At 72.1% G+C, this 11452-nt stretch carries 10 protein-coding genes; 4 read left to right on the forward strand and 6 right to left on the reverse strand.

All coding sequences use genetic code 11. The features are described from left to right. Nucleotides 1-48: 48 nt before the first annotated feature. Nucleotides 49-1893, reverse strand: coding sequence for a PASTA domain-containing protein (locus tag IE275_RS10955; protein WP_229870206.1), 1845 nt, complete (start codon nucleotides 1891-1893; stop codon nucleotides 49-51). A 311-nt stretch (nucleotides 1894-2204) separates the two neighbouring features. After that, entirely contained in the window at nucleotides 2205-3017 is an 813-nt protein-coding gene (locus IE275_RS10960) for a VOC family protein (protein WP_189710277.1), read from the reverse strand. 387 nt (nucleotides 3018-3404) lie between these two features. On the opposite strand from IE275_RS10960, the gene IE275_RS10965 reads away from it, so the two are divergent. Together IE275_RS10965 and IE275_RS10970 are read left to right on the forward strand one after the other, a co-directional pair. Further along, nucleotides 3405-5726: a glycosyl hydrolase family 95 catalytic domain-containing protein gene (locus tag IE275_RS10965; protein WP_189710279.1), complete on the forward strand. Its 2322-nt coding sequence runs from the start codon at nucleotides 3405-3407 to the stop codon at nucleotides 5724-5726. Nucleotides 5727-5769: 43 nt separating this feature from the next. Next, complete coding sequence (locus tag IE275_RS10970) at nucleotides 5770-7680, forward strand: glycoside hydrolase family 97 protein (RefSeq protein ID WP_189710281.1); 1911 nt, start codon at nucleotides 5770-5772, stop codon at nucleotides 7678-7680. Between the two features lie 48 nt (nucleotides 7681-7728). Here IE275_RS10970 and IE275_RS10975 read toward each other — a convergent pair whose 3' ends face one another. Next, a complete protein-coding gene (locus tag IE275_RS10975) occupies nucleotides 7729-8223 on the reverse strand; it encodes a lamin tail domain-containing protein (RefSeq protein WP_189710283.1) in 495 nt (164 codons plus the stop codon). Between the two features lie 220 nt (nucleotides 8224-8443). On the opposite strand from IE275_RS10975, the gene IE275_RS10980 reads away from it, so the two are divergent. After that, nucleotides 8444-8920 (forward strand): DUF6924 domain-containing protein, encoded by a 477-nt coding sequence (locus IE275_RS10980; protein WP_189710285.1) that lies wholly within the window; start codon nucleotides 8444-8446, stop codon nucleotides 8918-8920. A gap of 24 nt (nucleotides 8921-8944) precedes the next feature. Here the strand turns inward: IE275_RS10980 and IE275_RS10985 are convergent, their stop codons facing one another. Then, nucleotides 8945-9277: a hypothetical protein gene (locus IE275_RS10985; protein ID WP_189710287.1), complete on the reverse strand. Its 333-nt coding sequence runs from the start codon at nucleotides 9275-9277 to the stop codon at nucleotides 8945-8947. Between the two features lie 219 nt (nucleotides 9278-9496). Next, nucleotides 9497-9973, reverse strand: coding sequence for an SRPBCC family protein (locus IE275_RS10990; protein WP_189710289.1), 477 nt, complete (start codon nucleotides 9971-9973; stop codon nucleotides 9497-9499). Between the two features lie 262 nt (nucleotides 9974-10235). Here IE275_RS10990 and IE275_RS10995 point away from each other — a divergent pair, with 262 nt between their 5' ends. Next, nucleotides 10236-10799, forward strand: a complete 564-nt coding sequence (locus tag IE275_RS10995; protein WP_189710291.1) for a hemerythrin domain-containing protein — start codon at nucleotides 10236-10238, stop codon at nucleotides 10797-10799. A 128-nt stretch (nucleotides 10800-10927) separates the two neighbouring features. On the opposite strand, the gene IE275_RS11000 is transcribed toward IE275_RS10995, so the two are convergent. Continuing rightward, nucleotides 10928-11449 (reverse strand): hypothetical protein, encoded by a 522-nt coding sequence (locus tag IE275_RS11000; protein ID WP_189710293.1) that lies wholly within the window; start codon nucleotides 11447-11449, stop codon nucleotides 10928-10930. Nucleotides 11450-11452 lie beyond the last annotated feature (3 nt).

Genomic DNA, 11452 nt, shown 5'->3' on the forward strand with positions numbered 1-11452 from the left:
CCAGGTCCCCTTGGGCAGGGCGGGAGTCCGTGCGGCCGCCCCTACGCCCTACGGTGCCGTCGTCCCGGTCGTCGGTGACGGGGACGCGCCCTGCGTGCTCTCCTCGTCGCCGGACGGTGTCTCCTCGGTGACGACGATCACGGTGCTTCCCCGCGCGACCTCGCTCCCGACCGTGGGGGTGCTGGACGTGACGACGGCGTCGGACGCCTGGGACGAGCCGGACGCGACGCTCACCCCGAGTCCCAGCCCCGCCAGCTCGCCGCGGACCTCGGCGAGTGTGCCGCCGACGATGTCACCGGGGATCTCGACGGTCTCCTTCGCCTCGGCGACCTGTACGTCGACCGTGGTGCCGGGGTCGACCTCGGCACCCTCGCGCTCGCTCTGCCCGATCACCGTGCCGGCGGTGGCGTCGCTCTCGACCCGTGTGGTGTCGCCCAGTTCCAGGTCGTGCTCCGCCAGCAGCTCGGTGGCCTCGTCCACCGTCCTGCCCACCAGGTCCGGGACGGTGGACCTCGCCGCCTCCTTCGCCACGGTGAGGGTGATCTCGCCGCCCCTCTCCGCCTTCTCGCCGCCGTCGGGATCCTGGTCGAGGACGGTTCCGGTCTCCTCGGCGGACTCCACATGCCGTGTCGTCACCTGGAACCCCTTGTCCGCGAGGATCCGCGACGCGTCGTCCTCGTCCTTGTCCAGGACGTCGGGCACCTCCACCTCGGGTGAGCCGGTGGAGACGGTGAGCGCGACGGCCTCTCCCTCGGCGAGGCGTCCGTCGGCGGGGCTCTGGGTGCAGACGTGACCTTTCGGCTGGTCCTCGCACGGCTCCTTCGCGGTGACCGTGACCGTGAGGCCGACGTTGTCCGCCGCCCGCCGCGCGTCGTCGAGCGTCTGTCCGACCAGAGCCGGTACGTCCACCCGGCCGTCGTCGGCGGGGCCACGGCCGAGCATGAACCAGCCGAGACCGATCGCGAGCACGACGACGGCCGCGGCGGCCACGAGCAGGGCGACGGTCGCCCGCCGACCGCCCCGGTCGTCGGCGCCCGAGTCGTCCTCCTGCTGCGGCGGCTGCACGGCCGGGGCGAAGGTGCGGCGTCCGAGACACGCCCCGATCTCGTCGAGCATCTCCTCGGCGGACCGATGGCGGTGGGCGCGGTCCTTCTCCAGGGCGCGCAGGACCAGCGCGTCCACGGCCGGGGTGACCAGCGGGTTGAACAGACTCGGGGGCTGCGGTGCCTCCTGGACGTGCCGGTACATCACCGCCATCGGCGATTCGTCGACGAACGGCGGGCGGTAGGTGAGGAGTTCGTACAGCAGACAGCCTACCGAGTAGAGGTCGGACCGGGCGTCGATCTCCTCGCCGAGCGCCTGTTCCGGTGAGAGGTACTGGGCAGTGCCGATCACCATGGAGGTCCGGGTCAGGCCCGCGTCCCGCAGGTCGCGGGCGATCCCGAAGTCCATGACCTTCACCTGGCCGGTGCGGGTCACCATGACGTTGGCCGGCTTGATGTCCCGGTGCACGATGCCCTGGCGGTGGGAGTGCGCGAGGGCCTGGAGGACACCCTCGGTCAGTTCCAGGACGCGGTCGGGGGTGAGCGCCGGCTCCGCGAACAGCGCGTCGCTCAGGGGCATGCCGTCGACGTACTCCATGACGAGGTACGGCAGGGCCACCGCGCCGCCGTCCGCGCCGTGGCCCAGGTCCTCGCCGGTGTCGTAGACCGCGGCGATCGCCGGATGGTTGAGGGAGGCGGTGGACTGGGCCTCGCGGCGGAACCGGGCCTGGAGGTCCGCGTCGTGCGTGAGGTCGGCCCGCAGGGTCTTGACGGCGACCACACGGTCCAGCCGGGTGTCGTGGGCCAGGTGCACCTCGGCCATGCCGCCCCGGCCGAGCAGCCGCCCCAGCTCGTAGCGGCCGCCGAACGCGAACGGCGCCGGGTGCCGGTGGGCCGCGTCCGCCTGGGCCGTGGTGTGGCCGGCGGGATGTCCGCCCGGGGTGAATCCCTCACCGGGGAAGGTCGGTCCGTCTGCTCCACCGAAGTTCACTGCGCGTCTCCCCTGGGGTCACGGGCCCGGGGCGGATCCCGGCGGGCGTTCCGGCCGCACGCGGCCGGAGGCCGGCAGCCCGGCACGCCACGCGTCCAGGACCACGACCACAGAGATAATTGCACATCGGCGGGCAATAATGTGAAGGGTGCCGCTCGCCCCGTCCAGGTTCAGGCCCGCGCCTCCGGGGCCAGCACCACGAAGTCCGCGTTCGACGGGTCGAGACAGACGGCCAGGCGGCCGACGCCCTGGGCGTCGTCGGGGCCCATCTGCACGGTGCCGCCGTTCCCGGTGACCTTCGCCACCGCGGCGTCGCAGTCCTCGACGGCGAACACCGGGTGCCAGTAGGGCCGCCCGCCCGCGAGGGCGAGGCTCTCCGCGGGGAGCTGCATGAGGCCGCCGTGCATACGCGCCTCGGGCAGGCCGGCGGGCGTGATGAGGGTGTACGCACCTCCGCCGCCCGGCAGATCCATCTCACCGAACTGCCAGCCGAAGACCTCGCCGTAGAACTGCTTGGCGGCCGCGGCGTCGGTCGTGTACAGCTCGACCCAGGACAGCGAGCCGGGCGCGTCGACCAGCTCCACACCCTGGTCCGTACCCGGCTGCCAGGCCGCGAACTGGCCACCCAGGGGATCGCTGAACTGGGCCATCCGGCCCCACTGCTCGATGTCCATCGGCGCCACCCGGACGGTGCCGCCCAGGCGCTCGACGGTCCGGGTCGTGGCGTCCAGATCGGTGACGCTGTAGTAGATCATCCAGGCCGAGCGGGCGCCCTCCTCGGTGAGCTTGCCGAGCCCTGCGACGATCTTGCCGTCCTTCTTGAACATCCCGCCTTCCATCTCCTCCCCCTCCGGCGCCTCCTCCCCCATCGGCTCGTACTGCCACCCGAGGACCGTGCCGTAGAAGGACGCGGCGGCCTGGACGTCGGGCGCACCGAGGTCGAGCATGCAGGGGCTACCCGGGGCGAAGTCAGTGGTGATCATGGCGGTTCCCTTTCACGGAGCGTGTCGCCTCAGCCTGACATCGGGCCGCGACACCCGCCCGTCAAGAGCACCTGATCCGGGCAGGCGGGGCCCGCCCGGAGGGGTCACCCACGACGTCGGCGGCCGGCGTGCCCGCCGGGGGGCGTGACGCAGGATCATCGGCCTCCGGCGCACCTCGCGTCACCTCGGGTCCTGTCGGGTCGTCTCGCGTCGTCCCGGATCCTTTCCCGTGCGCGGACGGAGTCGGGAACACGCCAGCAGGCAACCGCAACACATCGGATGAGTCAAGGACTTGAACCATTGACAGGTGGGTGAACGCTGCCTACGGTCCCCGATACACCCGATGTCTCCGCTGAATCGACGATCCGTCAGATCTGGAGGACGATGATGACCTCACGATCGGGGAAGCCCTCACCCCTGCCCCGCAGAGCCTTGCTCGGCAGCGCGCTGGGCGGCGCGGCGGCCGCGGCCCTGCCCGGCACGGCCCACGCCGAACAGCCCCCGCCCGCCGACACCAGCCCCGTGACCGGACCCGGCGAAGGCCCCTGGAAACTCCACGACACCATGACCACCGACGCCGCCTGGGACCGGTTCCTGCACGGCCAGGACCTGCTGTGGAGCCGACTGCCGACGCTCTGGTACGAGGGCCCGTTCCTCGGCGACGGGCAGCTCGGCAGCATGATCTACCAGGAGCCCGGGTCCCAGCAGATCCGCTTCACGGTCCAGCACGGCCGAGTCCAGGACCACCGGCCCGAGTTCGGCAGCGGCTGGGGCACCTGCCGGCTGCCGGTCGGGCACCTCACGCTCGAACCGGTCGGCACGATCACCGCCGTGAACTGGCGGCTGAGCCTGTGGAACGCCGAACTCACCGGCACGGTCACCACCACCGCCGGCACCCTCACCCTCTCCGCCCTCGTCCACGACGAGGTCCTGGCCGTCCGGGCACGGGCCGCCGGCGGCGAACGGGTCGTCTGGACCTTCCGTCCCGAGGAGGCCCTCAGCCCCCGCCGCATCAGCGAGGCGCCGCCCGCCGGGTACACCGTCAACCCGCCCTGGACCACCCGGACCACCGCCGACGGCACCGAACAGGTGCTCCAGGCCCTCACCGGCGGCCAGACGGCCACCGCGTACCGCCGCGCCGGCGACGATCTGCTGCTCAGCGTCGGGCACAGCTCGCCCTCCACCACCGCCGCCGAGACCGAGTCGCTGCGCACGCTCCGCCGCGCCGGGTCGTACGCCGCCCTGCGCCGCCGGCATCTGCGCTGGTGGCACGCGTTCTACCGGAAGAGCTTCGTGTCGTTCCCCGACCAGCGGCTCCAGAGCTTCCACTGGATCCAGCTCTACAAGGTCGCCTCCGCCAGCCGCGCGGGCGGTCCCGTCATGGCCACCTCCGGGCCGTGGCTGGAGCCCACACCCTGGCCCGCGGTCTGGTGGAACCTCAACGTCCAGCTCGAGTACTGGCTCATCCACGGCTCCAACCACCCGGAACTCGACGCGCTCGCCACCACCCTGCGGCAGAACCAGGAACAGCTGATCGCCAACGTGCCCGCCGCCCACCGCGCGGACAGCTCCGGCGTCGGCCGCAGCTCCGACATGTTCGCCGACCGGGCCGTGGGCCGGCCGGGCACCGGCGCCGAGACCGGCGACCTCACCTGGGCGCTGCACAACGTGTGGCTGTCCTACCGGCACTCCATGGACGAGTCCCTGCTGCGGGACACGATCTACCCGGTGCTGCGCCGGGCGATCAACTACTACCTGCACTTCCTCACCCCGGGCGGCGACGGCAGGCTGCATCTGCCGAGCACCCTGTCGCCCGAGTACCCGGTCGTGCCGCCGCAGGACACCAACTACGACCTGGCGCTGATCCGCTGGGGCTGCCGGACGCTGATCGAGTCCGCCGAACGCCTCGGTGTCGACGACGAGTTGACCCCGCGCTGGCAGGAGGTGCTGGCGAAGCTCGCGCCGTACCCGGTCGACGCCAACGGCTTCATGATCGGCGCGGACACTCCGTACGCGGTGTCCCACCGGCACTACTCGCATCTGCTGATGGTGTACCCGCTGTATCTCGTCAACTGGGACCAGCCCGAGAACCGCGACCTGATCACGAGGTCCGTCGCCCACTGGCACGCGCTGACCGGCGCCCACCGGGGCTACAGCTACACCGGTGCCGCCTCGCTCTACGCGATGACGGGCGACGGCGACACGGCGATCTCCTACCTGCGGAAGTTCTTCGACCCCACCACCCGCTACCCCTGCCGCCCCAACACGCACTACACCGAGGCCGGTCCGGTCATCGAGACGCCGTTGTCCGCCTCGCAGTCGCTGCACGACATGTTCTGCCAGAGCTGGGGCGGCGTGATCCGCGTCTTCCCGGCCGTCCCGACCGCCTGGGCGGACGTCACCCTGCACGACTTCCGCACCCAGGGCGCCTTCCTGGTCAGCGCGGTCCGCGAGGCGGGGGCGACCCGGTTCGTCCGGATCCGGAGCCTGGCGGGCGAGCCGCTCAGGCTCCGGCACGGATTCACCGGCCGCGTCACCGCGGTGCTGGACGACGGCAGCCCGGCCCGCACCCACGACCTGGGCGACGGCACCCTCGGCATCGACCTGCCCAAAGGCCGCGAGGTGCTGGTCCACTCCGGGTCCCGGCCCGACCTCGTCATCGCGCCCGTGGCCGTCGGCGAACCCGGCGCGGCCTGGGGACTGCCGTAGAAGACCGTCGTCCCCTCCCGCCCCCACAACAGGGAAGGTTCTCATGGCTGTTCCGATCAGAACGGCGGTCGCCGCGCTCTGCGCGGGGCTCGTCGCCGCACTCTGCACGACCGTTCCCGCGCAGGCCGAACGACGGCACGAGCGGACCTGGTCCCTCTCCGCGACGGCCCACGCACCCCGCGCTCGGATATCCCTGGACGACACCACCGGCACGCTGAGCCTGTCGGTGTCCCGCGACGGCCGTCCGGTCCTCGAGCCGTCGCCCGTCGGTATCGTCACCGAACAGGCCGATCTGTCCCAGGGGTTGCGCTTCCTGCACCGTAAGGATCGCCTGATCGCGCAGAGTTATCGGGTGATGTCCGGAAAGCGGCTCGCCCGCGAGGTCCGGATGAACGAGACCCGGCTGTCGTTCGCCACCGCCGCCGGCGCGCGGCTCGACCTCGTCGTCCGTGCCTCCGCCGACGGTGTCGCCTACCGGTACGTCCTGCCCGCGACCTACGGCGACGTGCTGGGCGAGACCTCCGCGTTCCATCTGCCGGCCGACGCGGGCGCCTGGCTGAGCACCTATCGGGTCGACAACGAGGGGCAGTTCGCCCAGTACACCGCCGCCACCGCCCCCACCCGCAGCTACGGCCACCAGGCGCTCTTCGAAACGCCCGGCGGCTACACCCTGCTCGCCGAGTCCGATCTCACGGGCGCCTACTCGGGCGCCCGGCTCGCCCACACCCAGGGCACCGGCGCCTACCGGATCCAGCTCGCCGACGACCGCGTCCCCACCGACGGCCCGCTCACCACGCCCTGGCGGGCCATGGTCACCGGCGACCTCGCCACCGTCACCCGGTCCACCTTCACCGACGACCTCGCCCCCGCGTCCGAGGTCGCCGATCCCTCCTGGATCCGGCCCGGCACCGTGTTGTGGACCTGGCTCGCCGGCGGCCGCCCGGCCGGGCAGAGCCTCGCGGCGCAGCAGGCGTACGTCGACTACGCCGCCGAGCGGGGCTGGCCGTACGAGGCCGTCGACGCGGGCTGGTACTTCAAGGCCGACGAGTGGGACACCACCGACCCGGACTGGCAGACGAACAGCTGGCTGCCGGAACTCGTCGCGTACGCCCGCGCCAAGGGCGTCGGGATCATCGTCTGGATCCATCAGCGCGACCTCGACACCGCCGAGGAACGCGCCCGGTGGCTGCCCACGCTGGAACGGTGGGGCGTCAAGGGCGTCAAGATCGACTTCATGAACTCCGAGGCCCGGTCCATGCTCCAGTGGTACGACGCCATCCTCCCGGAGACCGCGGCCCACCACCTCCTGGTCGACTTCCACGGCTCGACGATCCCCAAGGGCATCCAGCGCACCTGGCCGCACGTCATGACCCTGGAGGGGGTCGGCGGGGAGGAGAAGCGGACCAACACCGCCGCCCACCTGACCACGCTGCCCTTCACCCGCAATGTCGTCGGCTCGATGGACTTCACCCCCGGCGGCTTCCACCGGGTCGGCCTGCGCCCCAACTCCGACGCGGCCGAGGTCGGACTCACGGTGGCCTACGAGTCGGGCCTCCAGATGTTCGCGGGCACCCCCGAGTCGTACGACGTCCGCCCCCTGGCCCGGGGCTTCCTCGACCAGGTCCCGGCGGCCTGGGACGACACCCGGCTGCTCGCCGGGGATCCCGGGCGCGAGGCGGTCCTCGCCCGCCGCAGCGGCGACCGCTGGTTCCTGGGCGGGGTGTACGCCGGCGCCGCCCGCACGGCCGAGGTGCCGCTGTCGCTGGGGCCGGGGCGATGGCTGGTCGAGACGATCGAGGACGGCACCGACGGCACCGACGGCACCGACGGCCTCGTCCGGGACCGCCGGGTACTGGCCGGCGGCGACGTGCTCGCCGTCGATGTCGTCGCCGACGGCGGCTTCGCCGCGATCGCCTGCCCGTGGCGGCCGGGGGTCACGACCTGCTACCGCTGAGCGGTCCGTCGGCCGGCCGTGACCCGGAGCCCGGACGACGCCGTGCGGTCAGCCGTGGTAGTTGATGTAGCCGTTGCCGTCCGCGTCGTCGGCGCGCTTGGTGTACGAGTGGGCGTCCGCGCGGGCGCCGGTGGGCTTGAGCAGGTAGACGGTGTCCTTGTCGTTGTTCCAGATGAAGTTGCAGTTCTGGCGGTAGACGACATTGCCGGCGTCGGAGTCGGTGCCGCGCCCCCCGCGCAGCTTGACGTAGTCGCCGGGCTCGAGCTTGTGGCTCGCGGTGAAGGTGAACTTGTTGCCCACGGCGTCCTTGACGACGTAACCCTTGAGGTTGACGGTCGCGGTGCGGGAGTAGTTCTTGATCGTCAGGTACTCGTTCTTGGTGTTGCCACCCGAGCAGCGGTTGGAGTCGCTGCCCGGGGCGTCGTACTGGACGCCCTTGACCTTCAGCGCGGACGAGTACTCGGCGGCCTGGGCCGGAGCGGCGGCGATCACGGCGAGCGTGCCCGCGGCGGCGGTCGCGGCCAGGGCATGGCGTATGGACATGAGGAATCCCCCCTCAATGGTGCGATTGGAGCGTGTGGAGCCTACCCGAGGTGATCAGCGTGTGTTGCTGGTGTATGGGAATCGTGAAGGGCGCCGCGGGCGTCGCGTTGTCGGACCCTGGCCGTACAGTTCGCTGCCGTGAGGACAGCTGAAGAACCTCCGCAACGGCGGGCACGGGACACGGACCGTCGTCACGGTTCGCCATCGAGGAGAAAGACCCATGAGAGTGCTTCCCGCCGTCACCCGTCATGACGGGTTCGCCGCCCTGGTCGTCAGGACCGACTACGCCGACGAGCAGGCGTGGCGGGACGTGGCCGCGGCCTTGCTGGAGCCCTGGGGAGACCGCCCGCACGACGCGCACGTCCACTTCGTCGACGACCCGGCCTGGGCGGAGGCGACCGTCGACGAGGTGCTGGCGGCGGTTCGCGCCGACGAGGACCTGGCCGTCGTCTTCCTCGCCGACCGGACGGCTCTGCGGGCCGGGGACCACGCGCTGCTGGCGGTCACCACACTCACGCGGGAGGAGTGCGTGGACGACGCGGACTACGCGCAACTGACCGAGTACGGGAGCGCGTTCCGGACCGTCCCGGCCGGGGTCCACGACGTCCACGCGAACCTGAGCATCGGCAACCTGGGCTTCGAGGAGTACGCGGCGTGGGCCGACGACGATCCCGAGGGCGTCTACCGGTCGTCCTGAACTCCGGGCCGCCGGCGGTGCCGGTCAGGGGTGGGCCACGGCCTCCGCCTGAAGCTGCACCGCCGCCAGCAGGCTCAGCTTCGGCTCCGCCTGGCGCAGCGCCTTGACCGCAGCGACCGAGGCGACGTCCCCCGTGAAGCCGACGGCCTCCAGCCGGGTGCGGACCCAGCGGGCGCGCAGCTGGTTCTCGGTGGCGGCCGCGGTGGACGCGACGAGCGCGGCGGCGCGTTCCAGACCCGGGCGCTCCTCGGGCGCCGCCTCGGCCAGCGCCTGCTCCAGGGCCGCGGTGACCACGTCCGCGTCCCGGATGACCAGTACGACATTGTGCTTCTTGCTCAGCCCCACGATTCCTGTCATGTGGATCATCGTGGCCGTCATCCTCCGCGCCTGCCAAGCGACTTGAGGAGGCTCAGAGGATCGGCCGGGGCCGTGCGCCGGGCAGTCGGCGGTCGCGTCCGCGGACCCCGCCGGCTCCTCCCGCGGGCGGCGCGGACGCGACCGCCCCGGGCGGGCCGCCTGTCCGCGGACCCCGCCCGGGGCGGTCGCGCCGGTGGGCGCGTGCGGTTGTGCCGGTGGTCAGAGGGGCGAGCCGGGGTCCCCGGGCCGGATGCGTCCGCGCCAGGCGCCGGATTCACCGCCGTGCTCCTCGATGTAGTCCTTGAAGCGGCGCAGATCACCCTTCACCCGGCGGTCGATCACGCCCATCATGTCCGCGCCCTTCTCGGCCATGCCGGTGGGCTCGATGTCCATCGTCAGCTCCACGCGGGTGTGCGTGTCGTCCAGTCGTTCGAACCGGACCGAACCCCGCTGCCGGGTGTCGCCGTCGACGGACCGCCAGGTGATCCGGTCGTCCGGGAACTGGTCGACGATCTCGGTGTCGAACTCACGCCGCACCCCGCCGATCTTCATGGTCCAGTGGTTGTGCCGGGCGTCGAGCTGCCTCACCTCCTCGACACCCTCCATGAAGTTCGGGAACTCCTCGAACTGGGTCCACTGGTTGTACGCCGTGCGGACGGGAACGTCGACGTCCACCGCTTCCTTGACCGTGCTCATCGGTTCCTCCTCGTTCTGCGGTCGCTCGCGCCGGGCAGGTCGGCCCGCTGTGGGCCGGTCGGCCCGCTGCGCGTCTGCCCAGCACCGGGTACCCGGGTGAGCCGCACGAAGACCTCCCCAATGCCTGTCGAAATGCAGCCATAGGCAGCCATTAGGGAGGAACCGAACCGTTGCCGCGTTTCGTGTGAGCCCACCGGTGCCGGGCACTCGGGGCCACGGCGGATCCGTTCGGACCGCCGAGACACGACCGGAGGTGCAGGACATGGGACATGGTGGGAACGTCATCGACGAGCTGATGACCGATCACCGGGAGGTCGAGGAGATCTTCGGGAAGATCGAGGCGCTGTCGCCCGGGGACAAGAACCGCAAGCTCCACGCCGACCAGGCGACGATGGAGCTGGTCCGGCACTCGGTGGCCGAGGAGGCCTACCTCTACCCGGCGGTACGCAAGCATGTGGAGGGTGGTGACGCGCTGGCCGACGAGGAGCTCGAGGATCACGCCACGGCCGAGCGGATCATGAAGGACCTGGAGGGCTGCGAGGCGGACGACCCCCGGTTCGACCGGCTGATGGGCATGCTCATGAGCGAGATCCGCGCGCACATCGCCGACGAGGAGGAGAACCTCTTCCCGAGGCTGCGCGCCGCCTGTCCGGCGGACGCGCTGAACGACCTGGGCGACAAGGTCCGCCAGGCGAAGAAGACCGCGCCGACCCGTCCGCACCCTGCCGCGCCGGACAAGCCGCCGGCCAACAAGATGCTCGCACCGGGCATCGGGCTGGTCGACCGCCTGCGGGACACGCTGACGGGGCGGGGCAAGCCCAGCTGACCGGCGCCCGCCGCCTCAGCGCCCGCGTCGCCTCGGCGTCCACGCCGCAGCGCCCGCCCCTGTGCGCCCGCTCCACCGCGTCCGCGCCACCGCCCCACCCCGCCCGCGCCTCGGCGCAGGACCACGGGTCAGGTGGTGACGGCGCGGCCGGGTGCGAGGCGGTCGAGGAGCGGGGCGTGGTGCAGTTCGGCCACGGGGGCGAGGAGGTCGGGGTGCCTCAGCAGGGCCGCCGCGCGTCGGTCGCCGTCGTCGGAGGTGAGCAGGCGCCCGAACGCGACCGGCGCGGTCGCCGTGTGCTCTCCTGTCGCCAGCGCCTCCACGGCACGGCCGGCCAGGTCCGGGTCCGCCAGCAACGCTGCCGCCCAGCTCGCCACGACCTCGTCCACCCAGGTGCGCCAGGCGGTCTCCCCCTCCCCCGGGTCCCCGTCCGCGCCGGTGATCCAGTCGAGCCGGACCGATCCTCCCGGCCCCGCGAGTGCCACCAGCCCGGCATCGAGCGCGGTCGGGTACCGCAGCCATGCCGCGACGGTCACGGCCTGTCGCGCCTGCGCCTCGCACCGGGCGGAGGCGAGCGCCCCGCCGTACGGCGGGAAGGCGGCCGTCAGCCAGTGCGTCGTCGCGGCGATGAGCGGGGAGAGGTCTGTGAGCACTGC

The organism is Streptomyces phaeofaciens (assembly GCF_014648915.1).
Classification (GTDB): domain Bacteria; phylum Actinomycetota; class Actinomycetes; order Streptomycetales; family Streptomycetaceae; genus Streptomyces; species Streptomyces phaeofaciens.